This window comes from Mycobacterium sp. AZCC_0083 (genome assembly GCF_014202335.1).
In the GTDB taxonomy this organism is placed as follows: domain Bacteria; phylum Actinomycetota; class Actinomycetes; order Mycobacteriales; family Mycobacteriaceae; genus Mycobacterium.
Genome location: NZ_JACHGP010000005.1, coordinates 159,347 through 186,023 on the forward strand (window position 1 = coordinate 159,347; position 26,677 = coordinate 186,023).

Below are 26,677 nucleotides of genomic sequence, written 5' to 3' on the forward strand. Positions count from 1 at the left end.
ACGCAACGAGTTCACGAGCCGGCTCCTGGCGGAGCCATCAGGCCTTCCAGACCTTTGGTCGGATCCGTGGCTTGGGTGTCCTCAGGGGTGTCATCTGGTGCTGGCCCAGCGTTGGGTGGCGTCGTATTCGTTGACGCCGCCGGTGTTTCGGCGGCCAGCGGCGCCGGCGGCGGAGCGGGCGGGGCGGCCGCGCTCGCCGGATCTGGTGGTGGGATGTAGTCGGGGCGCAGCCAGTCCTCGCTGTAGGTGACCTCGTTGGGACGTGCCGTTGCACCGACGAACGGGTTGACGCCAAGGGGCGGGAAGTTGTATTGCCGGTCCTTGATGATCGGTGCCAGATACTGCACGCAGAGCTTGGCGGCCTGCTCGGCGCCGAGACGCGATGCGGCCTGAACTGCCGAGCACAGGAACTGGATGGGGTTGGCAAAGTTGTTGACAGCCAACGCTCCGGTCAGGGTCCCCTGCGCGGGCTGATAGATGTTCACGAAGTTCGAGAAGGCCGGCGCGGCTATGTGCAGCGTCTGCTTGACGTCGGGGAGGCTGTCGTTGAGAGCGTTCGTGATCGACGCCAACTCATCCGTTGTCGTGCCCAACGTTTCGCGGTTGTTGGCGACGAAGGTATGGACGTCGTCTACTACCGAGTTGACGTCGGTCAAGGCATGAGCGACTCCGTCAGGATTGTTCGACAGTAGCCCGGTTGTCGACGCCAGATTCTGATTGAGACTGACCAGGAGATCCTTGCTGCTTTGCAGGGCAGTCACCAGGCTCGACAGATTACTGATGGTGCTAACCAGGTCCGTACTGTGGTCGCCGAGGGCCGAGAAAGCCTGGGACAGTTTGATGAGGGCATCGCGGATATCAGGGCCCTGCCCGCGGAGGTTGTCGGCGGCAGTGTTGATGAACTGGCCCAGCGTGCTGACGCCGCCGGGTTGTGTGGGTTGCAATGTGTCAGTGAGTTTCTCCAGTTGTTGGCGCAGGTCGTCGAACTCGACGGGAACGGCGGTGCGATCCCGCGGGATGGTTGCGCCGCTGGCCATCGTCGGCCCGCTGGTCCACGCGGGAGTGAGCTGGATCGCGCGGACGGCCACCAGTGAGGGCGACAGGATCACCGCCTTTGCGTCGGCGGGCACCTTGTACTTGTCGTTGAACCAGAAGGTGATCTTGGCTCCGTTGGGCTGGGGTTCGATGGTGTCGATCTTTCCGACGGGCACCCCCAAGATGCGGACCTCGTCCCCGGGAAAGATCCCGTTGCTATTGGCGAAGTATCCGACGACACGGCTCCTGCTCATATCGGCCGCCGACCTGGTGGCTACGACCACGCCGGCGATCAGCAACCCCACCAATGCCAGCGCTAAACCCATGCGGGTGGTTCGGGAACGGGTCATTGTCCGCCTCCCTGTCCGGGCGCCGGCAACGGCGGGATCTGGCCAGGGGTGGGCAGGTCGATGGGATCCGGCGGGGTGCCGGTCGGCACCACTACATAGGGCGGGTTCCCTTGCGTCGCCGCAGGGGGCCCAGGTGGCGGGCCACCTGGCGGCGGCGCCGGCGCAGGGGTGCGGTATGGATAGCGCGGGTCGCCCGGGTTGCCGGTGATGGCGTCGGGCAGGGTCAATCTGGGGTCGCCACCCTGCCCGGTCCGCGGATAGGGCACCGGTAGTGCGGGCGTGCCAGGCTGTCCCAACTGGGGGTCGGCACGGTCGGAAGGCGCCACGGTGTTCGGGTCGAGACCAAGGTCGGAAAACGCCGCATCGATGAAGGGCTGGACGAACTGACCTGGCAGCAGGTTGCCTAGATAGGCTTTGAAGAACGGGCCGGACGACACCGACTCTCCAAGCGACGTCGCATACCCATTGAGGCCCTTGATGGCCTTTTGTAGCTGCGCCTTGCGGTTGTCGACGATGGTCAAGACGCCGTTGAGTTTGTCCAGTGTTCCTTTGAAGGTGTCGCGGTTGTCGGCAATGAATCCCTTGATCTGCCGGGCGACTGCAGAGATATTGCCGGACAGTTGATCTAGTGCGCTGCTTTGGGTTTGCAACTCGACGAGCAGGGCGTCGGTGTCGCCGAGGAGGCCGACGATCTGGTCGGTGCGCTGGGCCAGCACGGTGGTGGCTGTATTAGCGCTGCCGAGCAGGGTGCGCAGGTGCGCGTCACGGCGATCAAGTGTGTCAGAGAATCGCGCGACGCCCTGTACGGCGACCTTCACGTCGGGCGGAGTGTCCTTGAAAGTATCGGAAAGCACCGAAAGCGACTGCGAGAGTTGGTCGGTGTTCAACCCGCTGATCGTCGATGTCAGATCCCCGAGCGCATCGGGCAGTTCATAGGCGGGGCGCGTCCGATCGAGAGGAATGGGCCCAGACTGCTGACCGTCTCCGCGCGGTGTGACTTCAAGAACCTTGGCGCCCAGAAGGCTCTTGGTCTTGATCGCTGCCTCGGTACGGTCCCCGAGGTGAACCTGCTTGTCCACCTCAAACGTCACGAAGACGCGGGCCCCATCGAGCTCGACTTCTTGTACCTTTCCGACTTTGAAGCCGGACACCTGCACGGGCGCCCCGGCTATCAGCCCACTGGCTTCCGCAAAGTAGGCGGAAAACGCCTTGTTCTGGTTGAACACCGGGATCGTGTCGTAGTTGAGCGCAACCAACATCACACCCAGAGTCAGCGCGACCCCGACCGCACCGATCAGTGCAGGATTGCGTTCCTCGAAGAGTTTCATCGCGGAGTGCACCTTCCGGTTGGTTGACCGGCAAGCTTGACGAAGACCGGCTGTCCGCCTTTGCCGTTGAGTTTGATGATCAGATCGCACAGGTAGAAGCTGAAGTAATCGCCGTAGAGTCCTTGGCGGCCCAGGATTTGATAGGCCTCGGGCAGTGTTCTGATGATCTCGTCGAAGTAGTCTTTGTCTGCCAGCACGGTACTGGCGGTGCGATCAGTCTCGTGGACCACCTTGGCAAGGGGTGGGCGCGCCCGGGCGAGCAAGTCGGCGATGGATCGAGCGGCAGCGTTCGCGTACGCCACGGTGTTGCTGATGTCTTTCTTGCGGCCGGCTAATGTGGCCACTAATTGACTCAGCGAATCCACCGCTTTGGCGAACTGTGTGTTTTGGTCCCCTAGTGAGCCGAGAACCGTGTTGAGATTGTCGATGACCTGGCCGATCAGTTGGTCGCGGTCGGCCAGTGTGTTCGTCAGTGCAGCGGTCTGAGTGAAAAAGGAGCCAATGGTATCCCCTTGGCCCTCAAAGGCTTTGATGAGCTGACCGGTCAGGGCGTTGACCTGGTCGGGATCCAGCGCGCGGAACAACGGCCGAAAGCCACCGATCAGTGCATCCAAGTCGAGGGCGGGCGAGGTGTTGGACAGCGGGATGGTGTCGCCGCGGTTGAGTTTCTTGGCGTCTCCTGGACCCTCTTCCATGGCGAGGTAACGTCCGCCGATCAGGTTGTCGTAGCGGATGACAGCGCGGCTGCCGTGGGTCAATACCACCGTCGGGTCCGCGGTGAAGTCGACCCGCACGTTGTTGTCCGATTGGATCAGGATGTTTTTGACCTTGCCGACCTCGACGCCGGCGATTCGGACGAATTCTCCCTTCTCCAGCCCGCTCACGTTGGTGAATTCCGCGCTGTAGGTTTCCTCGGTGCCGAACCGGAGTTGGGAAAAGATCGCAAAGATCGAGAAGATACCGAAGAGGCACACCACCATGAAGATGGCCAGGCGCCACACTGCCCCTGCCAGGTTGTCTTTCACGTGACTGTCCTGTCCTGGGTCGCATCGTGCAGGTGCTGATCGATCATGGCGACGGCACCGCGGGAGGTGGGGGTACGGCGGCAGGGTCGGTAACGATGGGCGGTTCGGCTCCCGGTGGCGGCGGACCAGGCTCGCGCGGCGCCCCTGGCGGCGGTGCCGGCGGCAAGCCCGGGTAGAGCGGTGTGCCGTCAGGGGCGTAGAGCTGCGCGCCGTACGGCGGCGCGCCCGGGTAGGGAATTGGCCCCGGTGCCGGCCCGCCGGGATGGCGGATACTCGGTGGCTGTGGAACGCCACGGGTCACCGGGAAGTAGTCGGCGTACCCGGGGAACCCGATACCGACGTTGGGCCTGTTGTCCAGGCCGGTCCCAAATCCGGTGTTGGTAACGAGGTTTCGGACCGGGAAGTTCTTGGCAGCGTCCGGAAGCGATCCGCAGCCCGGCTTGCCTCCAGGTCCGCCTTTGGCCCCATTGATGGGCAAATTGTCCGGATACCGGTAAGGGTCCTTGCCGAACAGCAGTTGAGCGTCGACGACGTCTGAGTAACCGTTGGCGCCCCCGGTCGGTCCGATGACGCGGTCGAGGACGTTCTTGCCGCCGACGATCAAGCAGGTCAATTCCGGGTTGTACTTCATCAACAATCGGGTCGTCGGCTCGAGGATGTTGACCGCGTTTACCAGGCTGTCTTTGGCGGGAGCAAGCAAATTCACGCCGCTGCGCGAAAAGCCGATCACGCCGGTGAGGAGTTGATCCAGGGCCGAAGCGTTGTCGGCTACGGTCGCGCTGGTAGTACTTGCGGCGTCCAGCACGGCGAGAATGTTCTGTGCGGCTGCACTGTAGGTGTCGCTAAAACCTTTGAGCGACTGCCAATCCCGGCGCACCGTCTCGGAGCGCGGATTGAGCTGTAGGAGGACCTCGTTGGCATCAGTCGTGGCCTGACCGATGGCGGGGCCCTCCCCGCGCAAGCCCTCTGCCAATGCGGAGAGCACGCTGTTGAGCTTGGCCGGATCGATCTTGTCGAGCAGGTTGGTCAGGTTTTGGAATACGGTGTTGACTTCGGTCGAGACGTTCTCGGAGCGGATCACCGCCCCGGCGGACAGACGCTTCACACTCGGATCCGTGGGGTAGATCAGCTCGACGTACTTGGCGCCGAAGGCAGTGGTGGCGCGTATCCGAGCCGCGACGTTCGCCGGGATGTAGCGAACCTGATCGGGGTCGATGTCGAGCTTGAGTTCTACCTGGCCGGTGTCCCCATGGATGGCTTCGACGCGGCCGACCTCGACACCGCGCATCTTGACCTTGCCGCCCGTCTCCATTACCAGGCCCGCACGTTCGGAGACGAGGGTCACGGGAACGAAGGAGCGGAAGGTGCCTGCGAACAGTGACAGCGAGAAGAACACGAGCATTGCAATGGTGCTCAGCAGGATCAACGTCCACCGTCGCGGGCTGATCCGCCTGTGTCGTCCGTTTGCATCCATCGGCTATCCCGACAGGTGGAAGTTGCCAGACTGGCCGTAGATGGCTAGTGAGACGAACAGGGTGACGAACACCGCGGACACCAGAGACGTCCGCACGGCACGCCCCACGGCTTCACCCACCCCGGCGGGGCCGCCGGAGGCGTTGAAGCCGTAATAGGTGTGCACCAGCATGATTACGATCGCCATCGCGACGGCCTGTAGGAACGACCAGATCAGATCGGTGGGGTTCAGGAAGGTGTTGAAGTAGTGGTCGTAGACGCCTGTGGATTGGCCGTAGACGAAGGTGGTGCCCACGCGTGTGGCGAGGAAGGCCATCAGCACTGCGACGCAATAGAGCGGGATCACCACCGCGACGCCGGCGATGACCCGGGTGGATGCGAGGTAGGCCACCGATCGGATACCCATCACTTCGAGCGCGTCGATCTCCTCACTGATACGCATCGCCCCTAGCTGCGCAGTGGAGCCGGCGCCAATGGTGGCGGCCAAACCGATGCCGGCGACCAGCGGCGAGGTCAAGCGCACGTTGAGGAAGGCGGAGGTGAATCCGGCCAGTGCATCGACGCCGATCTCCTGGAGTTGGCTGTATGCCTGTACGGCGATCAGCGAGCCTGCCGATAGGGTGAGGAATCCGACAATGACGACCGTGCCGCCGATGACCGCGAGTGCTCCGACTCCCAGACTCATCTGTGCGATCAGCCGCACCAACTCAGTCCGATAATGGCGGAGTGCGTCGGGGATGCCTCTGACGGTGTCGACGTAGAACTGCGTCTGTCGGCCGATCTGGTCCCAGTCGTCTAGCCACCCGCTCACCGTCCGGCGAATTCGCGGGAATTGAGTGCTGGCAACCGATGCCGTCATGCGGTGGCCTTTACTGCCACCGCGGTGGCGATCACGTTGATCACGAACAACGCCAAGAAGGTGTACACGACGGTTTCGTTGACCGCGTTGCCCACCCCCTGTGGACCGCCGTCCACCGAGATACCCTTGTAGCAGGCGATTAGGCTGGCGGCCAAACCGAAGATGGCGGCCTTGATCAGGCAGACGATGACCTGCGATGTCCCCACCAGTAAGGTGAGCCCCGCAGCGAACGCGCCGGGGCTCACGTGCTGGAAGTACACCGCAAACAAGAAGCCGCCAACGATGCCCACCAGGGTCACCAACGCGGCGAGCATCAACGAGACGAGTGTGGCGGCTAGCACGCGCGGCACGACGAGCGCCTGAACCGGGTGGACGCCCAGCACCCGCAGGGCATCAAGCTCTTCGCGGATAGTGCGCGCCCCCAGGTCGGCGCACATTGCCGTTGCTCCTGCACCGGCGATGACCAGCACCGTCACGATCGGACCGATTTGCGTGACGGTGCCGAGAGCAGCACCGGTCCCGGAGAAGTCTGCCGCTCCGATCTCGACCAAGAGAATGTTGAGCGTGAACGTCGTCAGCACGGTGAACGGGATCGCCAGCATGATCGTCGGAAACAGCGATACCCGGGCGACGAACCAAGTCTGCAGCAGGAATTCCCGCCACGCCCACGGGGGGCGAAACATCAGCACGAAGGTGTCCAGCGACATCGCGAAGAAGCCGCCAACGGCCCGGACGGGTGCAGCGGTCGATCCCATCGAGATCACGGACGCCCCTTTGCTGTCATGAGACGCGGAGGTAGTGGACTGAGTGTACGAACACGGACTGTACATGTATAGCAACGCGGTGTACACGTAAAGTCCAAAAAGTTCTTACACGTAAGGCTCCCGCGACGGCTCTGCGCGGCACGCGTTAATGCACGGGTCCGGCGCTCCGCAAGTGGATCGAATCTTTGGCTGCGAGACAGTGATACACCCGGAGCGGTTGGCGCCATTCTCGTACCCCGGAGTCGGTTGGTCGGCACGGGCATAGCCTGCGGCAGCCGACGAACACTCGAACCGAAGCCCGCGGGGCTGGCAACGAGACGAAGACGTTCGCGGCATCGTTCTGCGCTCAGATTCGCGCTGCGTCCGGGTTCCGATCAAGCCGGTGTGCCGTACACCGCGACGACCACGGTGCGGTCGAGGCTGCTCTCCGACCAGACACCGATCTGGCTGTTGGCGCAATTGGACATGATGGCGATGTAGTCCGGCCGGTAGTACCAGTCGTTCATGATCTCGATGCCGCCGATCGCCAACGCCGGGTTGATCGCAACCGTCTCCGAGGCTGTTCCCTCAAACTCGGCGGCGTTGGCGCGATCCTGAACGGCCGAACCGTCGGAGCCGATGTCGCCGTCCAGCGCGCGATTGTCGAGTACGTCGTCGGCATGCCACTGTGCGGCCGACCGCAACTGCGGGTTGATCTTCAGATCAGTGGAGCAGCCGGCCTGATGCTGAACGGTGTACACGTTGGCGGCCACGCGTGAGTTGAGTCGTCTGTTGTCTGCGTTCGCGGTCGCAGCACCCCAGCGGCGCACCGACTGCGAACACCGTCGCATTACACGGGCTCGGCTGCCAAGCTCACCGCGATCTCATCGCCGAGACGTGTTGCGGTGCCACGGAACCCGGTGGCGATGTTGAGGAACGTCGCGGCGCGCTCGGCGACGCTCGACACGACGAGCCCATCGGCGGTCTCGACGACGTTCCACTCGCTCGCGTTGATCAAGGCGGTGGAAGCTCCTGGACGGCCCATCGCCAGGGCAGGCCCGAACCGCACGAAGGGGAGAACTCTGGGCTGGTGCTCCCCCAACGCCGCGAAGGCGTTGGGCCTCGCCCAGATGATCTCGAGTTTCCCGAGCAGTTCGCGCACGGGAGCTCCTGCCTCCGTCAGCGCGGTGAGGGTTTGACCACCGATCCCGATGACGGCCTTGACCGGGAAGCGCTGCAGGAACATCCATATCCGGCGAACGTCCCAGGCGAACACTTCGGCCGTCAGGTAGGTCACGCCGATACTGCGCAGCGCGTGTACGACCGGGCTCGTCCAGGGCGACTCCCAGTTCGTCAAGGTGGTCAGCACCATGTCACCCCGACCCAAGCCGGCTTGGCGTAGTTGCGCCTCTGCCCATTGGGTGTCCCGCTCGAACTCGGGCCAGCCGACTTCGAAGTCCAAGTAGGTCGTTCCGACTTTGCAACTGGCCAGCCCGTAGAGCGGCGAGCGGGGCAGCTGCGCCGCCGCCTCGATCATGGTTGCCCGGCTCATGCCTTCACCACCCGCGGGAACTTGGCAACGCTCGTGCTCCGTGCCAACAGATCGTCGGTCGGACACAATTCGAGGTCGACGCCAACGCCCAAGAATTTCTGCAGCGCCGCCGTCGACCGGGTCGCGAGTTCGTCGATGTCGCCGGTGCGCTCCGTGGCGTAGCCGACCCGCAACCGCAAGCGGTCCATGTCATCGGCGAACCTCACGATCTGGAAGACCCCATCACTGAGCTCGGGCACCGTCTCGACGGCTTCCCAGACGTCGGCAACCAGAATCGCCTTGCCGGCTACGACGCTCTCGTCCCCGGTACGGCCCGCCACCCAGATCCGACTGTGGGTGCGTCCGTGCCGCCCTGGCTTGCGGGTGAGCCGGACGAGGTCACCTGAGCGAAATCGGATGTAGGGCGCCGCCCAGTTGTCGAGGTCGGTGGCCACGAGTTCGCCGAGTTCGCCGTCATCGGCCGGCGCGCCGGAAACGGGGTCGTAGGTTTCGGCGAAAACCGTGTCCTCCCAGAGGTAGTAGCCGTCGTGCTCGCGGCCCTCCCAGGCGGTGCCGGTGTCACCGGCGCTGGTGTAGGTGTAGAGATCAACTCCCCATCCATCACGAATCTTGCTGGTGAGGACCTTGCCGAGCGGTTGTCCGGCGAAGGCCGCTCCCTTCAATGACGACAGCATCGTGCGCATGTCGTATCTCGCCTCAAGACGTTCGAACTCCATGACCAGCGGCAGCATGAACTGCAGATAGGCGACCTGGTGACGCTCGATGGCTTGCAGTACGCGTTCACCCTCGCCGACCCACGTGTCGACGAAGACGGGGACGAGACCCAGCGTGTGGAAGAAGTCATCGAAGTAGTTGCGCAAGGTTCCGGTCGGCATGATCACGCGGTCGCCGGGCCGCACTCCGATCTCCCACAGGTCACGGGCGGAGATGGTCGGCAGCGGTGGCGCGGTCGTCCAGATCTCCGGAATCGGTTCGGGAAGCGAGGTCGTGCCCGACGTCGAGGTGATCGACGTTACGTCGGCGGGGTCAACGCACAGCAGACCACCGTAGGGGTCGCCAGTGCGATCGCGGTAGGCCTGGATGTCGACCTTGCTGATGGTCGGGATGCGGCGCACGAAGTCTTCGACCGATCCGATGTCGGCTGGCGAAACCCCTGCCTGAGACCAGTGCTCGCGGTAGAGGGCCGAATGCGACCACGCGTAGTCGACCAGCTCGAGAATGCGCCGCTCTTGCAGTTTGGTGATGTCGTCGCGGGAGGCCGTCTCGATCGCAGGCTCCAGAAACCGCCGGTCGACGAAGGCGATGTCGTCGGCCAGGCCGCCGTCGTGAAGTTCTACGTTCGTGGTCATCATCCTCCGGTCCACCGAGCACACGGCCTTCACGCCGTCGAACGGCGATGCCCCCGCCACGGGGCCGGGGTGCGCCTTACGCGTAAGGTCGGTGATGATTCTTACATGTAAAGTTGGGTGTGAGCAATGACATGCCCGGAACGCTCGAATCATGCGGCCAACCCAGCGCCGCATCGTGATCAGAATGCGGAGGGACGCCGCCGGTGACCGTCAACCTGTCCGATGTCTGTCGCGAGAATGCACGACGCTTCCCGCACGTGATCGCCGCGGTCGACGGCGATGTCCGCTACACGTGGCCCCAGTTGGATGCTCGGGTCGATCAGGTCGCACACTTGCTGGAGTCGTGCGGGGTATCCCGCGGCGACAGGGTCTTGTGGTTGGCACAGACGTCGGTGCGGTTCCTCGAACTGATGTTGGCCTGCGCCCGTGTGGGCGCGATGATCTGCCCCGCCAACTGGCGCCAGTCCGCCGAGGAACTCGCCTTCGTCATCGAGGACTTCGATCCCAAGCTGATTGTCTGGCAGGAACTCGAGATCGGACCCCAGGTGCGCGCCGCACGTGCGAACGTCACGACGGAAGCCACGTGGATTCAACACGACACCGACGGCGACACGGGCTTTGACCAGCTAGTCGAGCTATGCGACGTCGCCCCGGTCGTTGGCGCGGTCGACGCCGACGATGCGTTGCTGGTCATCTACACCGCCGCAATAGAGGATCGTCCAGGGGGGTCGATGCTCAGCCAACGCAATCTGATGACGATGGCGACGATGACCGGGGCGGTGACCGGAATCGATCACGGCAGCGTATTCGTCAACTCCGGCCCCCTCTTCCACATCGGCAACTTCCAGTTCGATTCGCTACCGGTGTTCCTGCGCGGCGGCACCAACGTGTACGTCAGGCGCGTCGACGAGGAGCAACTGCTGCACCTCATCGCCGCCGAGAAGGTGACCTCGGCCTTCTTGATGCCTCCCACCATCTTGAAGATGAAGGAGCTCAATTCCACACTCGGACTGGATATCTCGTCGCTACGAGCTGGCCCTTTCGGCCCGCTGTGGGGTGACGCGTTGCCCCCGGACCCCAGCGCTTGGGCGCGGCACACCGGAGGTTTCGGCCAGACCGAGCTGACCGGGCTGTGCATACTCAATGCGTACGGCGGCAAGGGTATTGGCAACTCGGGCCGCCCGACCCCGTTGTGTGAGGTGCGTATCGTCGATCCCGACGGTGACGAGGTACCTGCGGGGATCAGCGGCGAGATCGTAGTCCGTGGCGACGCCGTGCACCTGGGCTACTGGAACCGGCCGGAGCGCAACGCCGCCCGATTCCAGGATGGGTGGTGGCATACCACCGATCTGGGTCGAGTCGAGCCTGACGGAACGATCGAGTTCCTCGGCACGATGACGCGGATGATCAAGTCCGCGGCCGAGAACGTCTATCCCAGTGAGGTGGAGCGTTGTCTGGCACTGCATCCCGCGGTCAAGGCTGCGGCGGTCATCGGCGTGCCCGACCCGAAGTTCACCCAGTCGGTGAAGGCCGTGGTGGTCGTCGATGACGGCCACCGCGTCGCTGCCGATGACTTGATCGAGCACTGTCGAGCGCGCATCGCCTCCTACAAGAAGCCGAAATTCGTCGAGTTCGTCGACGAGCTTCCCCTCGTGGGCGGGCGGACCGACTACGAGGCATTGGACGCGCGGTTCGGTGGAGGCGGCTATCCCGGTGGCTGCAACGTCGCGACCTGACCGCTCCCAGGCACGTCCCTGAGACGGCTGCCGGTCAGCGGCTCAGATCAGCGCCGTTAGCGCTTGTCGTGCGGCAGGTCCTCGAGCCACTGTCGGTGGCGGTCGAAGTGGTCACCGGGTCGTCTGATCATCACGGCGCGGCTGATTGCAAGGACCTCGTCGGCGCCGACGAGCCGAAGCTCACCAGTCACGTACACCCGGCGGCCGTCGCGGCCCGCGATCGTGGCCGTTCCGATGAGAGACCGCTCGATCGGCACCGGGCGCACGTATTTGACGGTGAGTTCTCCGGTGACGGCGAATTCGTCGCGCAGCAGTAGTGCGTGGCCCGACATCTCGTCAAGCACGCCCGCCGTCCAGCCGCCGTGTGCCACTTCGGGTCCGCCTTCGTGGTCGGCGGGGCAGGTGACCTCGCTGCGGACCGTCCCGTCCTCGATCAGGGTTTCGCGGTGCAGCCCGAGTCGGCATCGGCGCGGTGCGTGACACGACCGACACAGCAGCACGCCGGTTGGTGAGACGTCGGCGAACAGATGTGAGGTGGGGTCGCGGTGGTCGAGGCCGGCCCAGGTGTCGGCCGGGCGGCCGGCGTCCGGGGAGTGTTGTTGGTCGCTCATCAGATCTTGGTGGCGCCCATGTCGACGGTCAGCTGAGTGCCGGTGACCGCGCGTGATCGGTCACTTGCCAGCCAGATCACCGCGTCGGCGATGTCGTCGGGTTCTGCGGTGGGCACGGTGGGCAACGCGCCGGCGAACGACGCGAGGTAGTGGGGATGAGACTCGAACATCGCTGCTGTGGTGGGGTCGTCGAGCATCGCCGTGTTCACGCCCCAGGGGTGAATCGAGTTCACGCGGATGCCGTACTCCCCCAGCTCCAGCGCCGCCGACTTGGTCAACCCCGTGACGCCGTGTTTGGCGGCGCTGTAGTGGGCCTGGCCGGGCAGGGCCTTGATCCCGGCTACCGAGCTGATGGTGATCAGCGATCCGCCGTTGCCGGCGGCGAGCATGTGCGGTACCGCGGCACGCAGTGTCCGCCACACGCCCGTGAGGTTCACCTCGATCATTGTGTGCCATTGGTCGTCGGACATCTCCCAGAACCGGTTCCAGTTGTTGATGCCGGCGTTGGCGACGACGATGTCGAGGCGGGCCCCGAGCCTGGGGATCGCCTCGGCCAGAACGGCATCGAGTGCGCCGGAGTCGCGGACGTCGGCGGTCGCGACGTAGTGCCGGCCTGCGGTGGCGGCCAGCAGCGCGCGAGTCTGCTCCAGGTCCTCGGGGGTGGTCGCGGGATACCCGTTGTACTCGGCGACGGGTCCGGCGACGTCGATCGCGATGACCGAAGCGCCTTCCTCGGCGAGTCGGACCGCGTGGCAACGTCCCTGGCCACGACCGGCACCGGTGACGAAGGCGACCTTGCCGTCAAGGGTTGCCATTTTGACCATCCGTTTCTGCGGCACCGCCGCGGGGCCTGGATCTAGGAACGCGCCGTTGACCCGGTGACGGCAGCGGCGAGCGGGCTTGGTGTCCTGGCGAGTTCGCCACGCGCAACCGCGCGCACGTGCACCTCGTCGGGTCCGTCGAAGAGGCGCATCGCGCGGTGCCAGGCGTAGAGCCGTGCCAGCGGCAGGTCGTCGCAGATGCCGGCGGCGCCGTGCACCTGGATCGCCCGGTCGATGACGTTGCACGCCATTTGCGGAGCTACCGCCTTGATCTGCGCGACGGCGTTTCTGGCTTCCTTGTTGCCGTATTGGTCAATGGTCCAGGCCGCCTTGTGGCACAGCAGGCGAGATTGATCGATCTCGTTGCGGGACAGCGCGATCTGTTGTTGAACGACACCTTGCTCGGCCAGCGGTCGGCCAAATGCGATGCGCTTTTGGACTCGGTCGACCATGAGTGCGAGCGCCCGTTCGGCGACGCCGATGGCTCGCATGCAGTGATGGATTCGTCCCGGCCCGAGTCGGGCCTGGGCAATCGCGAAACCGCCACCCTCGTCGCCGATCAAGTTGGTCGCGGGCACCCGGACGTCGTCGTAGACGATTTCGCTGTGGCCGTGTTGATCTTGCCACCCGAACACCGGCGTCGAACGCAGGATCTTGACCCCTGGGGTGTCGATGGGCACCAGGATCATGGACTGTTGTTGATGGCTGGCCGCGTCCGGGTTCGTCCGCCCCATCACGATCAGCACCTTGCAGCGAGGGTCCGACGCCCCCGAGGTCCACCACTTGTGCCCATTGATGACGTAGTCCGAACCGTCGCGCAGCATCGTCGTTTCGATGTTGCGTGCGTCGCTGGAGGCCACTGCGGGCTCGGTCATCGAGAAGGCACTGCGGATCTCACCGTTGAGCAGCGGCTCCAACCATTGGACCCGCTGTTCGTCGGTGGCGAACAGGTGCAGGGTCTCCATGTTGCCGGTGTCGGGGGCCGAGCAGTTCAGCGCCTCCGGGGCGATGTCCATGCTCCATCCGGTGAGTTCGGCCAAGGGCGCGTACTCGAGGTTGCTCAATCCCGACACTGCGGGAAGGAACAGGTTCCACAGCCCATCCTCCCGTGCCCGTTTCTTGAGCTCCTCGACGACGGGTGGGACGGTGTGGTCGGTGGTACCAGCCAGCTCGCGGTACTGCTCGTAGGAGGCCTCGGCGGGAATCACGAATTCCGTCACGAACTCGGTCAGCCGGGCGTGCAGATCGGCAGCCTTGGGCGACATCGCAAAGTCCACGTCAATCTCCTTCGGGTATGGGCAATCTCGGCATCAAGCGGTGTCGCATCTGGCTCAAGAACTCCGGTCGCGCAGAACGGCCCGCATGACCTTTCCCGTGGCCGTCTTCGGAATGGCGTCGACGATCTCGACGTGGCGCGGGTATTTGTAGGCGGCCATTCGTTCTCGGCAGAACGCGATCAGCTCCTCTGATGCCACCGTGTGTCCGTCGCGCAGCGAGACGAAGGCCTTGACGGTCTCGCCGCGGTAGGAGTCCGGCTGACCGACGACGGCCGCTTCTCGGACGGCTTCGTGGGTGTAGAGAACGTCCTCGACTTCTCGTGGCCACACCTTGAATCCGCTGGCCACGATCATGTCCTTCTTGCGGTCCACCAGATAGAACCAGCCATCGGCGTCGACGTAGCCGACGTCGCCGGTCAACAGCCACTGGTCGCGGAAGGCCGCCGCAGTCTGCTCGGGCTGGCGCCAGTAGCCGGGCACGATTTGTGGCCCCGAGGCGGCAAGCTCTCCGACCTGTCCGGTGGCAACGGGCGCACCGTCGTCGTCGAGGACGACGACTTTGGCGGTGAGCATCGGCTTGCCGACCGACAGCGCCGAGGTCTGCGCCTCCACTGGGGCGTCGGCGCCCATCGGGACGGCCAGCACCGGAGAGGTCGTCTCGGTCATGCCGTACACGTTGTGGATGTAGGTGCCGAAGCGGTTCTGGAAGCGCGTCAGCACACCCGCCGCGACCGGCGCACCGCCCGAGGCGATCTTGGTCAGGCTCGCCAGATCCTCTGCGGTAGCTGCTGATTCGACCAGCGCGATGAATACCGTCAGCGCCCCCACGGTGAAGGTCGGGCGGTGACGGCGGATCATGTCGACGGCGACGTCGGGGTGGAACCGATTGAACAGGACCAATGGAGCGCCGGCCGTGATCGCGGCGGCGATGTGCCCGGTCAGCCCGGTGACGTGGAACAGCGGGGCGACGCCCAGGATGGAGTCGCGCGAATCTAGCCCGAACCACTGACTGTAGGCCTGCCCACCGACGGCTACGTTGCCGTGGGTGTTCATGGCGCCCTTGGGCTTTCCGGTGGTACCCGATGTGCAGGTGATTACCGCGACGTCCGCACTGCGGGGGGCGTGGTGCGGGGGCTGTCGGCCAGCACGGTCGGTGATGAGTTCGCGCAGGTCCTCTGTTCCCGCCACGGTGAGTCGGGTGGTGGGCAACGAGCGCGGGTCGCCGGCGTGCTGCCAATCCAGGGCGCTGGTGGTGATCACCCGCTCGACCGCGGTCATGTTCAGCGCTTCGGCCAACTGTGCGGTGTGTAGTTCGTCGAGGGCGATCAGCACCCGCGGTGCGGCGTCGACGAAGAGCTTGGCGACTTCGCCGGGTCGCAGCATCGGGTTCACCGGAACGGCGATACCTGCGATCTTCCAGATCGCCAGCATGGCAATGACGTATTGCGGCATGTTCTGCATGTAGAGCGCCGCTCGGTCTCCGGCGCGGAAGCCGCCGTCGGCCAGTGCCACGGCTAGTTCGTCACTGGCGGCATCCAGCTCGCCGAATGACATCACGGTGTCGAAGTACGCTAGCGCCGGACTCCGCGGTGCCGCGGCGACGCGTGCGCGGAACACGTCGAGCAGCGTCGGCGGTTGGCCGTGGGCCGTCGTGCTACTGGGCCACATCGTCGTCTCCTCGATCGAGTTCACTCGCGGCATCGGGGGTGGTTGCGGGTTCACTCCGTTCGTAGCATCAGGCCTTGGGCGTTGAAGAAGAATCCGCCAGCAGTGATCAAAGCCTTACTGGCATCGAGGGTTTGGCGCGGACCGGCGGACCCCTGCAGCTGGTGGACGGCTTCGCGGACGTGACCGGAACCTTGGGTCGCGCCCTCCGAGAGCGACCCGCCGTGCGGGTTGACCGGGACCCGGCCGTTGATCAGCACGCGTGCGCTGTCTGCGACGCGGTGATCACGCAGGAACGCCGGTGCCTCACCTGGCGCGCACCACCCTGCGTTCTCGATCCAGTTCAAGGTGATCGGCGTGAATCCGTCGTAGGGGAAGTACACGTCGATGTCGTCGAGCCAGAAGTCGCTCTTGCGTTGCAACGTGTCGATGACGACCTGCTGCCCGTGGTGACGCAGGCTGACCGTTTGATCCTCTTCGGTGGGACTGGCCCGTCCGAGCACGGCGGCGTGGATGAGCACCGGCGGCAACGGGAGGTCGCGAGCTCGTTCGGTGGTGGTGACGATGAAGGCGTCGGCGCCGTCGACGGCCACGTCCATGTCGTAGAGCCCCAGCGGCCAGCGGACCAATCGGGCGGCGCGGTAGTCGTCGAGGGTGAGTGGTTCACGCTTGGCGGCGGCGGGATTGTCCGCGGCGTTGGCCCGCGCATTGAGCGCCACGACGGCCAAGTCGTCTCGGCCAAGCCCATATTCGTGCAGATAGCGCGCGGCCCATCCGGCGTATCCGACGCTGGAGGCCATCGTCTCCGGACGCGGGGGCGGGTCGTTGAGACCTTCGGTGGCCAGACGCCGGAAGGGGTCCTTGAGCGCAGATCCGGTGTTCCACGCGGCTCGGTAGGCGGCGTGGTACACCAAGACGGTGTCGCACAGCCCGGCGTGCACTGCCGCCGCAGCGGTGGCGACGTGATCCACCATCGGGATCTGCGGGTTGCCCGACCAGGTGATTCTCGGAAGGCCGAGCACTGACTGCAGCTCCGCCGCACTCGGCCAGCTCCCGCACAGCCCGTCGATGTCGCCTGCGGTCAACCCGGCCTGACCGATGACGTCGATGCAGGCGTGTGCTGCCAGCGCCGTCTGACTTCGTGGCGTATTGGTGGCCTGAAATCCGGTGGTCACCGCCGCGGCGATCGCAACGCGGTCCTTCATTGGATTGCGCACGGGGGTGTTCATCGGGGCACGTCGCTCAACACGAACACCGGCATCGGCGCGCGGTCGAAGGTCCGCCAACTCAGCGTTACGCGTGCACCTATGACGATGTCGGCGAGGTCTGCGTCGACCACCGTCGAGGTGAAGCGCAGGCCGGGCTGTTCATCGAGTTCGACGCTGACCACCGGGTAGGGCGGGTCGTAGGCGACCCCGGGCGCCGCCGGGCCCTGGTGCAGGAACGTCAGCAGGTAGATCGTTCCCGAGCCGTGCACGGGTTCCGCGACTACATTCGACGACCAGCACCGTGGACAAACCGGTTGCATTGGCGCATGCCACGATTGACATTCCGCACAACGGTTCATTAGCAACTGCTGCCGCAGTCGACCCCGGTAATGTGCGGCATTGTCGTAAGTGATCATTTCGCCGGGAAAGCGGTCGATCAACTCCTCGGCCGTGGGGCTCTCTGGGGCCGCAGTGTCGCCGTTCACGGCCGCGCCGGTGATCAGTCCCGCCCTTCGGTCAGCTTGATCCCGTTCTCACGCAAGAAGTTTCGCTTCGAGTTGTCGTCGAGCCCGTCGACTCTGTGGTAGAAGTCCGCAGGTTCGCGCAGGCCTTCGGCGTGTGGCCAGTCCGAGCCCATCAGCAGCGTCTGGTCCGTGCCCAGCGTGTCGATCATCGACACCGTGTCATCCTCCGGGTAGGGCACGACGCGTACGTGCTTCTTGAAGATGGTGCTCGGTCGCTCGGACAGTTGGCCGCCCAGCCACCGGCCGTTTCGTGCCATGCCGCGGCTCTTGTCCATGTGCCGGATGAAGTGCGGCACCCATTCGGCGCCGAATTCGCTGACGAGCACCTTGAGGTTGGGGTAACGCCCGAAGATGTTGTCGAAGATCAGCGCGGACAGGGTGTCGGTGATCGGCCGCTCACCGTAGGTGTTCTGCCATTGCCAAGCCGAGAACTGGAACGGGGGAACCAACTTCCATCCCCAATGCGAGGCGACGTTGTCCTGGTAGTAGAACTCGGCGATGTGATAACACACCACGGCGCGTGCCTCGTTGAGACGGGCCCAGAACGGGTCGAAGTAGGGATCACCCGGAGAACGGCCGTATGCCGGGCCTGCGGGCAAGACTATGAAGCGGGCGCCGGCGTCGAGGACCCGATCGAGTTCAGCGCAGGCCCTATCCAGGTCGCGCATCGATAGCAGTGCCGGGGCGTAGATCCGGTTCTGGTAGTTGAAGCCCCAGTCCTCGTTGATCCATTTGTTGAACGACTCGATGTTGTCGTAGAGAGGCTCGATGCCTTCCAGGTACTGCTCGGCCATGAGCGCCCAGCCACCCGGGTACATGATCGAACGCTCGATCTGCTGTTCGTCGAGTTGCTTGAGGCGGGCATCCCGGTTGAGGTATTCGGTCTGCATCGGCTCGTAGAACCGGTCGGCGTCGGTGGCGTTGCCCGACGCGCGCTGCTTGAGCATCTCCACCAACGATCCTGGCACGTAGGCCTGGTCGAGGTCATTCTCCAGCGCGGTCACGATCCGGTCGTTGGCCAGCAGGATCTTTCGCCCCGACGGCGCGATGATCGGACGAACCGCGGTGTCCATCTTTACTTTTGGCATGAAGCGGGTGAAGCAGTCCTCTGCTTCATAGGAGTGCTGATCGAAGTCGCTCAGTTGGTATGGGAGTACACCAACCGAGTTCTCGATGAGCGCCATGGGGATGTCCTTTCGCCAGGCGTGCCAGCCACAGACGTGCCGCACCCGATGACCGAACTATACATGTATAGTAGGGCATCTGTGAACAGCCTCTCGATCATTTGGCGGCATCAACCATGGCACGTACCGCTGCGCGTCGGTCGAAGCAGCGGCGTGAACGCAGGCAAGCAAGGCTTGTGGACGATGATGGTCAGGTGGCCGGTCAGTTTGAGCTTGGCGCTGTGTCGCTGCGGCACACCCGGCCATCGGCTCTTACCTGGGCACTGGCAGCGATCGAACTCATCGTGGCATTCGCGGTGGCCAAGCTGATCTTGACGAACGACCGAAGTTGGTCGTCGTACCCACACGCTCACCAGGGTGCCGATGGTGTGCCAATGCCGGACATGTCGACGGCCCCGCGCAGCGCTCACTTCGGTTGGCTGGAACTCTCCGCCGGCGGTCTGGCCGCGGTGGCGATCCTGTGGTGGCTGTTACGCCGCCAGGCGATGTCGGCGATGCTGGCAGCAATCGCAGTGGCGGTGTTCGCTTCGTCTCCAGCAGTTCGCCTGCTCGCCACGCAGTCCCACCTCGTCGCGATGGTGGCGCTGGACCTATTGTTGGTGCTTGCCCCGCTGCTGGTGCTTTCGGCCCTCAAGCGCATCGGTAGTGCCAGGGCCCCTCAGAGAGTCAGTGGTGTTGGTTGGACAGCCTTTACCCTCGGAGCGGCGCTGACTTACGCCGCACTGCTGGTCGCCGTCCACATTCCGGCCGTGCATCACCGTGGCATCGAACTCGGTTCAGTCCCGTTGTGGATCACGGTGGTCGCGGCCGTGATCGGAATCGGATTCTGGTTCGGGGTGTTGCGGACGAACGGGCGAGTGCCCACCAACGTCCGCCGAGCGGCGTTACTCGGCGCGCAGGAGGTCGCAGCATTCATAGGCCTGCTGTCGTTGTTCGGTGCGTGGGGAAGTGCTCACGATAGTCCGTTGGGCCTGTCGGCGATGTGGGACCAGCGCCTGGGCGGAATCTTGATGATGGCAACGTGCGCCGGCGTTGCCATCCCGATCGCACGCGGTCTCACCCGCGCGGACCGACGCCATGCTACGGCTGGTATCACACACATCGTCGCTCGGCGGACGCCCGTCTGCACGCCGCCCGAGGATGTTTCACCCGCGACTTCCGAATAGCGGACAGAGGCGCGGCAACCGAGCCTCAGCGCGGCTCCTGTACCGGCTCGTTCGGTATGTAGTGAGGTGTGTACTGAGACCGAGGCGCCGGATTTCGTTCACGCTTCGAGGATTTCCCGCCGATAGCCGTTCGGAGAAGCGACAATAGATATGCCCCTAGGACGCAACAGGCCACTGGCGCTCCTTCCGGTCTGAGTTGTTCAACACCGACTACTGAGCCTGCATTCAGCCCAACGGCTGAAGCGTGACTTCGGTTCGACCGTGCAAGCAGACCCGAACATTGGCATTGCCCGTCTGGTCAGCAGTCACCTCCGACTCAACGGCGCCGGTGACGTGGTAACGGCCACCAGGCCGCAGCCGGCCGAAGGCGAGCGCCTGAAAGGTGCCAGCATTGGCGCCGGGGCGCAGTACCAGATCAAGGCCAAGACCATCGAAGCTGAAGGCCCGCGCCACCAGGACGTCGGGGTAACGACAATCAATGAGCAGGGGTCCGCTCAGCACCTGCTCCCCGGGGCCCTTCACTATGGTGTCGCGCCAGTAATCGCGGCGAAGTATCCGGGCCAAGACGATATCGGACGACACCAGCGTGGACACTCCCTCATAGGCCAGAACTCCGGGGCTGTCGACCCGCGCATGCGTTGCGTCGATCTCCGCCAGCGCGGCGTGCGCCAGACCGTCGTCGCCCATTTCGTGGGCTGCAGCTGCGACCCAAGCCAGGGTGAACGCGGTGCTGCCAGTGCGGTAGTTGCCCACGTCGACCCTGTCCTGGGCTTTCAGGCGGCCGATATCGAGCCCGTCCGGTGACAGTCGGATGCTTTCGTGGCGTGTCGTGGCCCACGTCCGTTCGGCCAGTTCAGGTTCGAATGCATTCATCAATGGGACATTCGACACCGCCGACACCAACGTCGGCTTGAAGATCAGAGTTAGACCCGTCCAATCCGACAGCACCGGCTGCAGCTCGCCGTCGGCCAGTTCGAACTCGTCGTGCACGCCTCGGTGCAGGGGTTCGTACACCTCGATGGCATGTTGAGTCCCGTAGGCGCGGTCATAGGTTGCGGCCGCGCTATAGCCGTAGAAATTGCAGACGGTGTAAGAGAAGTTCGGCTCGCACGGGTACAACGAGTACGGTGCAGTCGCCCAGTTCTGGCGCAATGAAGCGATGAAGTCATGGTGGCTATGTGGGTAAGCCTTGCCGGGGTGGCGTTTGAATGGGCGAAACGTCAACGCTTCCGGCTCGCCGTAACGTTTGTCACCAGTGTTGGCGGTGTAGGTACCGATGCAGTGACCCGACCATCCGGTCATCATGATGTTGTCTTTGGTGTCGATGGGGTCGGGATGCCACCGCAGGTGGCCCCACAGACTCTCCAACATCCAGTACCCGCAGACCTGCGGGAGAACGAGGCTCTCGATCGTGAACCGTTGGGCGTGACTCAGATACCCGTGAAAGCTGGGGGTGTACTGGCATTGGGCAACGCTGAGGGCGTGCTGGAGTTTGTTGAGCTGATACCGCAGTGCTGCGGGTTGGAATCGCGGATCGACCATGTCGAATCCGCCGAGCTCGCCCACGGGCTGCAGCGTGACATCCAGGAGCCTGCGCAGGGCTGCCAGATCGTCGGCGCTCAATTCGCGGTCCAGCGGCTGTGGTGCCGGCGCCGACGAAGCGCGGAACTGGGCGAACGCAGCGGGCATGTTGGCGTTGCGGCGCCGACCGCCAGCAGCACGGCTACGTTCCTTGCGCTGTGCGGCAATGCAACCGGCCAAGCAAACCGCGATCGCCACCGCAACGACCGTCGTAGGACCGACCGGGGACAGACCCTCATCGGCGAGCGCAGCAAGCCCCGCTGAGACCAGCCAAACCGATAGGGGTGCAACGACGTTGCCGGTGAACAGCCACGCCGCCAAGCTGAGCACGAAAAGCCCCACGACGACGAAGAACACCGCAATCCACCAGCCGCCTGCTGCCAGAAACCCGCCGCCGGGAAACACCAATCCCAGACCGACGGTCTGGATGGCGCTGGGTAACTGCAACAGCGTCGGCACGATTCCAACGATGCAGAGCACCAGCCAGATGGTGATCGTTCGCCGGCGGGCCCGGCGGACGGCTGGTCCAAAGCTGCGGGTCTTGGTGATCATGGGCACGTCTGTCGCCGACGACGCGCGGCGGTCCGTGGTCATAGGATTTCGTACTATACATGTATAGGAACGAGCAGGAAAGGTCTCCCGTCGACGGGTTGCGCGCGGTCAGTGACCGGTGAACTTGGGTGGCCGGCGCTCCAGGAAGGCGGCTTTGCCTTCGGCGGCGTCGGCACTCGGGCCGACCCACAACACCGCCTGCTGCGCATCGCCGAGAGAGGCCTGCAGCGTGTTCTCCATCGCCCGGCGCATCATGAACTTGACCGCGCGCAACGCCAGCGGCGCGCCGCCGGCGAGCTGGCGGGCGATGTCGAGTGTTCGGGGCCACAGGTCGGGGTCGTCGACGACCTCGGTGGCCAATCCCAACCGATGAGCTTCGTTGGCGTCGTAGATCTCCGACAACGCGACCATCCGAAAGGCGTTGTCATAGCCCATGGTTCGAGGGAAGAGCCAGGCACCCCCCTCGTCGGGAAGGAGTCCGGCGCGGGCGCTGGTGTCGCCCATCCGGGCGCTGGCCGCCACGATCCTGATGTCGCAGGCCAACGCAAACGCGAGCCCACCGTTGACGGCGATTCCGTTGACGGCGCAGAGCACCGGCTTGTCGAGGTGGTGCAACGCCGTGACGACCGCATGGGCATCCTCTCGCAGCTCCCGGGCCCGCCCGATCTGATGGGTCAGCGCTTCGGCGAATCCGGCGTCGGCGGACACGTCGCCGCCAGTGCAGAATCCGCGGCCGGCGCCGGTGAGGATCAGGACGCGCAGGTCGTCGTCGAGGCGTACCCGGCGGACGGCCTCGAGGATCTCCTCGCACATCCGGGGGGTGTAGGCCCCCAACCGGGCAGGCCGGTTGATGGTCATCACCGCGATGCCATCCTCGGGCGTGGAGAATTCGGCGTGGGGGGTCGTGTCGCTCATAGCCGGTCGTGGGGAGGTACCGTCGCCGCGGCCAGCAGGTGGGCGCCGATGTCGGTCGTCGCCGCCGACCACCCGCCGTAGAGGGCGTCGAGGATGCGGGCACGCTTGACGAGGTTGGGCAACTGGTGCTCGGTGGTCAGGCCAATCGCCCCGCACACCTGCAGGCAGGCGCGACTGGTCGTGTCGACGGCATATCCTGCGTAGGCCTTGGCCGTTCGGGCGTCCCACCCTGCCCCGGACTGCCAGGCAACCTGCACCAACTCTGCCGCGCCGCGCAGCAGTGCATAACACTCCGCGAGCCGGTGGCGCGGGCTCTGATTGGCGCCGATCGGTCGCCCGAACTGGTGCCGGCTGGCCACCTGATCGGTGGCCAGGTGCAGCATGGCCGTGCCGTTGCCGACCAGCTCGGCGGCCAGCGCGCGGCGGGCGGCCGTCGTAACGGCGTCCCAGTCGGTGCTCACCTGCGACACCGTGTCGAGGCCGACTGTGAGCCGTACGCGCCGAAGGCGTGAGGTCGGGTCGAAGCCGCCGACGACCGTGCTCGCCTCCCGCAGGTCCGCGGCCTCGACGACGTACGAGTCGCCGTCAGCCGTTCCCACCACGGCGGGGAGGTCGGGGTCGGTCAGCAGCACCCCGTCGACGTCGATTCGATCGCCGGTGATGCGGGCCGAGGCGAGGCCCCCGATGGGGTGAATGACTGGGTGTGTGGACCCGTCGGCGTGCGCGACGAAGGCCACGGTGTCCAGGGCCGAGGACGCCTTGCCTGCTTCGCCCTGTGCGGTGAACAGCAGATCGATGGCGGCCTCGGCGTCCTCGGCGATGACCTCACTCCAGCCCAATTCCTCTAGGCCGGTGACGATGTCGCCGTCGCCGGAACCGAACAGCTCGAGGATGGACGCCTTGAGCAAGTCTTGGGTTTCAGCGTCCATGGGTGTTCTCCCTTGGCAGTTTCAGGATGCGGTCGGCGATGATGCTGTACTGCACTTCTCGGGCTCCCCCGTAGATCGAGGCGGCCCGCGAGTACCACCAACGATCCCGCCAGCTGGCGTGGGTGGCTTCGTCACCGATCAGCACCTCGGGGCCGATCAACGACAGTGCAGCGTCCAGGACGTCTTGCTCAGCAGTGGACAGCAACAGCTTGTCCACGCTGGTCTCGGATCCGACGGTTTCCTGGGCTGCCAGCCGGCGCAAAGTCGAGGAGGTGCGGGCCCGCAGTGCCGCCAGATTCAGATACACGCGGCCGATCACTGCCGCGGTGCGCGGGTCGGCGGTGCGTGGATCGCGGTCGATCGAGGTCAGCAGTTGCTGCAAATAGGCTGTCGCCGTCGCCATTCTCATCCAGGCGTAGGTGCCACGTTCGTACTGCAGCAAGTCCATCGCGACCGACCACCCGCTGCCGTCGGCACCGATGACGCGGTCCGCGTCGACGACGACGTCGGTGAAGAAGATCTCGGCGAGCTCCTCGCGGCCGCTGGCCAAGGCGATGGGCCGACGCTCGATTCCGGGCGCGTCGAGATCGACGAGCAACATCACCAGGCCCCGGTGGCGGTCGGTCAGCGCGCCGCTGCGCGCCAGCAGCACGACGCGATCAGCGAAAGCTCCGTAGGACGTCCAGATCTTCTGCCCGTTGACGACGTAGGTGCCGTCCTCGCCGGCCACGGCCTTGGTGCGCAGCGCAGCCAGGTCACTGCCCGCCTCCGGTTCGGAGAATCCCTGCGACCAGAGTTCGTCGCCGCGTAGCGCCGCGGGGAGCCGCTGGGCAGCCAGTTGCGGTGCATGCGTGACCACGGCGGGGCCCACCACCTCCAACACCAGCAGGTGATCGGGGATGGTGTAACCGGCCAATGCCAAACGTTCGAGGATCTGGCACCGGACGAGCGGTGAACCACCCAGTCCTCCAACCGCTTCGGGCCAGCCCCAGCGGATCCAACCGCCGTCGTAGAGCCAGTTCATCATCGCCCGCGAGTGCTGCAACTCTCCTGCCATGTCCGGTGCGGGGACCCGCAGGTGCGCCAGCTCGCCGGAAGCCTCGCTGAGGGCCTCCTCGAAGTCGTCGAGAATCTGGTCGGTGGACGTCATGGTGGTCATGCCGGATCCTTGGCCAAGATCGTGCACGCACTGATGCCCGGTGCTCCGTAGACGTGGGTGAAACCAGTCCGTGGGCTGGCGACCTGCCGCGGGCCGGCAGCGCCGCGTAACTGGGTGCAGACTTCGTAGACCATCCGTAGGCCCGAGGCACCGACCGGTTCTCCGTTGGCGAGCAGTCCGCCGTCGGTGTTGACCGGCGAGGCGCCGGTGATCGAGGTGGCGCCCGCCGCGATGAGGCCGGTCTGGGCGCCGTGCTCGCACAAGCCCACCTCGGCCATGTGCATGACCTCGGCGCCGCTCTCGGTGTCCTGCAACTGCCAGACGTCGACGTCACCGGGACCGATCCCCGCTGCGGCGTAGGCACGTTGGGACGCCAACTCCGACGGGGTGGGGGGCAGTTCACTGGGCAGCGAGGTCTGGAACAGTTCGAACGATCCGTCCTTGCGGCTGGCCAGTTCGGCCGCGCGCAGATAGATCGGGTTGTCGCTGTAGCGGTCGGCCACCTCGGCGCGACACACCACCAGGGCCACTGCTCCCTCGCTAGGAGAACAGATCATGTACTGGCGCAGCGGGTCGTTGATGAGTCGCGACGTCGCAATTTCCTGGCGGGTCAGCGGTTTGCGGCGCCAGGCATTGGGGTTGAGCTCGCCGTTGGCGAAGGCCTTTTCGGCGACGACGGCCAGCGTCTCGACCGGGATGCGGTGGTCGTGCAGATAGCGTTGGGCCTTGAGGCCGAAGAACTGGGGATTGAGGAACATCCCAATTTCGCCGTACCAGCTGCCCACGCCCCACGTCGTGACATCCGTTGCGGCGAACGCGCCGCGGGGATGTTTGTCGAATCCGACGACCAAGCCCAGGTCCCCCATGCCTGCGGTGATCATGTTGCGCGCCGTGATGAGACTGGCGGCACCGGTGGCACATCCGTTGAGCACGTTGATGAAGGGGATGCCGGTGGGGCCCAGCGCGCCCACCATCACGTCGGCCTGGCCGCCGTCGAGGCTTCCGCCGACGGCGACTTCGATGTCGGCCCAGCGCACCCCGGCGTCGGCGAGGGCGTCGCCGATCGCCGAGAGGGCCATCTGCTGCGCGGTCGAGTCGAAGCGACCGAAGGGGTGAATGCCGATGCCGACGATGGCCATGGTGTTCACTGGTGCGCCTCCTGGTGGGCAGCTGCGGGGGTCACGGGCCGGAAGGCGTAGACGTGGATCGGACGTCCTTCTTCGTCGACGTTGAATTCGATTGCCACGGATTCCATTTCGGTGCCGATCGCAGCGCGTTGTGCGGCCTGGCCGACGGGCACGTCGAGGCGTGCCTGCACGCGGCAGGCGCCGGGAAGGTCCACATACCCGACGACGAATCCGGCGAAGTCGTCTTCGGTTTCCGGGCCGGCGTAGGGCGCCTTGGGCAGGAAGGACTGCGTGGTCCAGGTCCACACCGTGCCGCGCCGGGGCAGCAGCTCGTCCACGATCGAGGTGCCATGGCAGTGCCCGCAGCGCGCCCGTGCGGGGAAGGTGACGCGCGCGCAGTCGCTGCATCGGCCTCCGATGAGGTGCACCCCGTCGTCGGTTTCGCAGAACAGGTTCTCAGCGATGGGATTCAACCCCACAATGGCTCCTCGAAATTCGGCGGCACCGA

Annotated in this window: 24 protein-coding genes and 1 pseudogene; 2 read left to right on the forward strand and 23 right to left on the reverse strand. The window is 65.0% G+C overall.

Annotation, left to right across the window (positions count from 1 at the left end):
- Nucleotides 1–11: 11 nt before the first annotated feature.
- The 9 genes from HNP02_RS13900 to HNP02_RS13940 form a co-directional block, all read right to left on the reverse strand.
- Complete coding sequence (locus HNP02_RS13900) at nt 12–1,385, reverse strand: MCE family protein (protein WP_184439283.1); 1,374 nt, start codon at nt 1,383–1,385, stop codon at nt 12–14.
- Nucleotides 1,382–2,713 (reverse strand): MCE family protein, encoded by a 1,332-nt coding sequence (locus HNP02_RS13905; protein WP_184439285.1) that lies wholly within the window; start codon nt 2,711–2,713, stop codon nt 1,382–1,384. The genes HNP02_RS13900 and HNP02_RS13905 overlap by 4 nt, the downstream gene beginning before the upstream one ends.
- Nucleotides 2,710–3,738: a virulence factor Mce family protein gene (locus HNP02_RS13910; RefSeq protein WP_184439287.1), complete on the reverse strand. Its 1,029-nt coding sequence runs from the start codon at nt 3,736–3,738 to the stop codon at nt 2,710–2,712. The genes HNP02_RS13905 and HNP02_RS13910 overlap by 4 nt, the downstream gene beginning before the upstream one ends.
- 43 nt (nt 3,739–3,781) lie before the next feature.
- Entirely contained in the window at nt 3,782–5,212 is a 1,431-nt protein-coding gene (locus tag HNP02_RS13915) for an MCE family protein (protein ID WP_184439289.1), read from the reverse strand.
- Nucleotides 5,213–5,215: 3 nt separating this feature from the next.
- A complete protein-coding gene (locus tag HNP02_RS13920; protein ID WP_184439291.1) occupies nt 5,216–6,070 on the reverse strand; it encodes an ABC transporter permease in 855 nt (284 codons plus the stop codon).
- Complete coding sequence (locus HNP02_RS13925; RefSeq protein ID WP_184439859.1) at nt 6,067–6,825, reverse strand: ABC transporter permease; 759 nt, start codon at nt 6,823–6,825, stop codon at nt 6,067–6,069. Before HNP02_RS13925 ends, HNP02_RS13920 begins: the two co-directional genes overlap by 4 nt.
- Before the next feature lie 383 nt (nt 6,826–7,208).
- Nucleotides 7,209–7,664: a CAP domain-containing protein gene (locus HNP02_RS13930; RefSeq protein WP_184439293.1), complete on the reverse strand. Its 456-nt coding sequence runs from the start codon at nt 7,662–7,664 to the stop codon at nt 7,209–7,211.
- Nucleotides 7,664–8,365, reverse strand: a complete 702-nt coding sequence (locus tag HNP02_RS13935; protein ID WP_184439295.1) for a hypothetical protein — start codon at nt 8,363–8,365, stop codon at nt 7,664–7,666. Before HNP02_RS13935 ends, HNP02_RS13930 begins: the two co-directional genes overlap by 1 nt.
- Nucleotides 8,362–9,714: a phenylacetate--CoA ligase family protein gene (locus HNP02_RS13940; RefSeq protein ID WP_255506506.1), complete on the reverse strand. Its 1,353-nt coding sequence runs from the start codon at nt 9,712–9,714 to the stop codon at nt 8,362–8,364. Before HNP02_RS13940 ends, HNP02_RS13935 begins: the two co-directional genes overlap by 4 nt.
- A 203-nt stretch (nt 9,715–9,917) precedes the next feature.
- Here HNP02_RS13940 and HNP02_RS13945 point away from each other — a divergent pair, with 203 nt between their 5' ends.
- On the forward strand, nt 9,918–11,450 hold the full coding sequence (locus HNP02_RS13945; protein ID WP_184439296.1) for an AMP-binding protein: 1,533 nt from the start codon (nt 9,918–9,920) through the stop codon (nt 11,448–11,450).
- A gap of 56 nt (nt 11,451–11,506) precedes the next feature.
- Here HNP02_RS13945 and HNP02_RS13950 read toward each other — a convergent pair whose 3' ends face one another.
- From HNP02_RS13950 to HNP02_RS13980, 8 genes and pseudogenes are all read right to left on the reverse strand, one after another.
- The gene (locus HNP02_RS13950) at nt 11,507–12,061 is read right to left on the reverse strand and encodes a PaaI family thioesterase (protein WP_184439298.1); all 555 of its coding nucleotides are present in this window, start codon (nt 12,059–12,061) and stop codon (nt 11,507–11,509) included.
- Nucleotides 12,061–12,876, reverse strand: a complete 816-nt coding sequence (locus tag HNP02_RS13955; protein WP_184439300.1) for a mycofactocin-coupled SDR family oxidoreductase — start codon at nt 12,874–12,876, stop codon at nt 12,061–12,063. Before HNP02_RS13955 ends, HNP02_RS13950 begins: the two co-directional genes overlap by 1 nt.
- Before the next feature lie 41 nt (nt 12,877–12,917).
- Nucleotides 12,918–14,147, reverse strand: a complete 1,230-nt coding sequence (locus tag HNP02_RS13960; protein ID WP_184439863.1) for an acyl-CoA dehydrogenase family protein — start codon at nt 14,145–14,147, stop codon at nt 12,918–12,920.
- A 66-nt stretch (nt 14,148–14,213) separates the two neighbouring features.
- Nucleotides 14,214–15,827 carry a class I adenylate-forming enzyme family protein gene (locus tag HNP02_RS13965; protein WP_184439302.1) on the reverse strand — a complete coding sequence of 538 codons (1,614 nt, stop codon included), beginning with the start codon at nt 15,825–15,827 and terminating at the stop codon, nt 14,214–14,216.
- 50 nt (nt 15,828–15,877) lie between these two features.
- Nucleotides 15,878–17,053 carry a thiolase family protein gene (locus HNP02_RS13970; RefSeq protein ID WP_255506507.1) on the reverse strand — a complete coding sequence of 392 codons (1,176 nt, stop codon included), beginning with the start codon at nt 17,051–17,053 and terminating at the stop codon, nt 15,878–15,880.
- A complete protein-coding gene (locus HNP02_RS43710; RefSeq protein ID WP_309241571.1) occupies nt 17,050–17,301 on the reverse strand; it encodes an OB-fold domain-containing protein in 252 nt (83 codons plus the stop codon). Before HNP02_RS43710 ends, HNP02_RS13970 begins: the two co-directional genes overlap by 4 nt.
- A 24-nt stretch (nt 17,302–17,325) precedes the next feature.
- Nucleotides 17,326–17,448: pseudogene (locus HNP02_RS43715) on the reverse strand (zinc ribbon domain-containing protein); the annotation flags it as partial.
- Between the two features lie 83 nt (nt 17,449–17,531).
- A complete protein-coding gene (locus HNP02_RS13980; protein WP_184439304.1) occupies nt 17,532–18,740 on the reverse strand; it encodes an amidohydrolase family protein in 1,209 nt (402 codons plus the stop codon).
- 194 nt (nt 18,741–18,934) lie between these two features.
- On the opposite strand from HNP02_RS13980, the gene HNP02_RS13985 reads away from it, so the two are divergent.
- The gene (locus tag HNP02_RS13985; protein ID WP_184439305.1) at nt 18,935–19,906 is read left to right on the forward strand and encodes a hypothetical protein; all 972 of its coding nucleotides are present in this window, start codon (nt 18,935–18,937) and stop codon (nt 19,904–19,906) included.
- Between the two features lie 225 nt (nt 19,907–20,131).
- On the opposite strand, the gene HNP02_RS13990 is transcribed toward HNP02_RS13985, so the two are convergent.
- The 6 genes from HNP02_RS13990 to HNP02_RS14015 all read right to left on the reverse strand — a co-directional run bounded on the left by HNP02_RS13990 (nt 20,132) and on the right by HNP02_RS14015 (nt 26,648).
- Nucleotides 20,132–22,081: a hypothetical protein gene (locus tag HNP02_RS13990; RefSeq protein ID WP_184439308.1), complete on the reverse strand. Its 1,950-nt coding sequence runs from the start codon at nt 22,079–22,081 to the stop codon at nt 20,132–20,134.
- Nucleotides 22,082–22,147: 66 nt separating this feature from the next.
- A complete protein-coding gene (locus HNP02_RS13995; protein WP_184439310.1) occupies nt 22,148–22,954 on the reverse strand; it encodes an enoyl-CoA hydratase/isomerase family protein in 807 nt (268 codons plus the stop codon).
- Nucleotides 22,951–23,883, reverse strand: a complete 933-nt coding sequence (locus HNP02_RS14000; protein ID WP_184439312.1) for an acyl-CoA dehydrogenase family protein — start codon at nt 23,881–23,883, stop codon at nt 22,951–22,953. The genes HNP02_RS13995 and HNP02_RS14000 overlap by 4 nt, the downstream gene beginning before the upstream one ends.
- Nucleotides 23,873–25,042, reverse strand: coding sequence for an acyl-CoA dehydrogenase family protein (locus tag HNP02_RS14005; protein WP_184439314.1), 1,170 nt, complete (start codon nt 25,040–25,042; stop codon nt 23,873–23,875). The genes HNP02_RS14000 and HNP02_RS14005 overlap by 11 nt, the downstream gene beginning before the upstream one ends.
- The gene (locus HNP02_RS14010) at nt 25,039–26,190 is read right to left on the reverse strand and encodes a thiolase family protein (RefSeq protein ID WP_309241543.1); all 1,152 of its coding nucleotides are present in this window, start codon (nt 26,188–26,190) and stop codon (nt 25,039–25,041) included. The genes HNP02_RS14005 and HNP02_RS14010 overlap by 4 nt, the downstream gene beginning before the upstream one ends.
- Nucleotides 26,187–26,648 carry a zinc ribbon domain-containing protein gene (locus HNP02_RS14015; protein ID WP_184439316.1) on the reverse strand — a complete coding sequence of 154 codons (462 nt, stop codon included), beginning with the start codon at nt 26,646–26,648 and terminating at the stop codon, nt 26,187–26,189. The genes HNP02_RS14010 and HNP02_RS14015 overlap by 4 nt, the downstream gene beginning before the upstream one ends.
- Nucleotides 26,649–26,677 lie beyond the last annotated feature (29 nt).

Bases quoted from the DNA above. Each gene is read 5' to 3' on its own strand.
- HNP02_RS13900 (WP_184439283.1), bottom strand. From the start codon at position 1,385: ATGACCCGTTCCCGAACCACCCGCATGGGTTTAGCGCTGGCATTGGTG.
- HNP02_RS13905 (WP_184439285.1), bottom strand. From the start codon at position 2,713: ATGAAACTCTTCGAGGAACGCAATCCTGCACTGATCGGTGCGGTCGGG.
- HNP02_RS13915 (WP_184439289.1), bottom strand. From the start codon at position 5,212: ATGGATGCAAACGGACGACACAGGCGGATCAGCCCGCGACGGTGGACG.
- HNP02_RS13920 (WP_184439291.1), bottom strand. From the start codon at position 6,070: ATGACGGCATCGGTTGCCAGCACTCAATTCCCGCGAATTCGCCGGACG.
- HNP02_RS13925 (WP_184439859.1), bottom strand. From the start codon at position 6,825: ATGGGATCGACCGCTGCACCCGTCCGGGCCGTTGGCGGCTTCTTCGCG.
- HNP02_RS13930 (WP_184439293.1), bottom strand. From the start codon at position 7,664: ATGCGACGGTGTTCGCAGTCGGTGCGCCGCTGGGGTGCTGCGACCGCG.
- HNP02_RS13935 (WP_184439295.1), bottom strand. From the start codon at position 8,365: ATGAGCCGGGCAACCATGATCGAGGCGGCGGCGCAGCTGCCCCGCTCG.
- HNP02_RS13940 (WP_255506506.1), bottom strand. From the start codon at position 9,714: ATGACCACGAACGTAGAACTTCACGACGGCGGCCTGGCCGACGACATC.
- HNP02_RS13950 (WP_184439298.1), bottom strand. From the start codon at position 12,061: ATGAGCGACCAACAACACTCCCCGGACGCCGGCCGCCCGGCCGACACC.
- HNP02_RS13955 (WP_184439300.1), bottom strand. From the start codon at position 12,876: ATGGCAACCCTTGACGGCAAGGTCGCCTTCGTCACCGGTGCCGGTCGT.
- HNP02_RS13960 (WP_184439863.1), bottom strand. From the start codon at position 14,147: ATGTCGCCCAAGGCTGCCGATCTGCACGCCCGGCTGACCGAGTTCGTG.
- HNP02_RS13965 (WP_184439302.1), bottom strand. From the start codon at position 15,827: ATGTGGCCCAGTAGCACGACGGCCCACGGCCAACCGCCGACGCTGCTC.
- HNP02_RS13970 (WP_255506507.1), bottom strand. From the start codon at position 17,053: ATGAACACCCCCGTGCGCAATCCAATGAAGGACCGCGTTGCGATCGCC.
- HNP02_RS13980 (WP_184439304.1), bottom strand. From the start codon at position 18,740: ATGGCGCTCATCGAGAACTCGGTTGGTGTACTCCCATACCAACTGAGC.
- HNP02_RS13990 (WP_184439308.1), bottom strand. From the start codon at position 22,081: ATGACCACGGACCGCCGCGCGTCGTCGGCGACAGACGTGCCCATGATC.
- HNP02_RS13995 (WP_184439310.1), bottom strand. From the start codon at position 22,954: ATGAGCGACACGACCCCCCACGCCGAATTCTCCACGCCCGAGGATGGC.
- HNP02_RS14000 (WP_184439312.1), bottom strand. From the start codon at position 23,883: ATGGACGCTGAAACCCAAGACTTGCTCAAGGCGTCCATCCTCGAGCTG.
- HNP02_RS14005 (WP_184439314.1), bottom strand. From the start codon at position 25,042: ATGACCACCATGACGTCCACCGACCAGATTCTCGACGACTTCGAGGAG.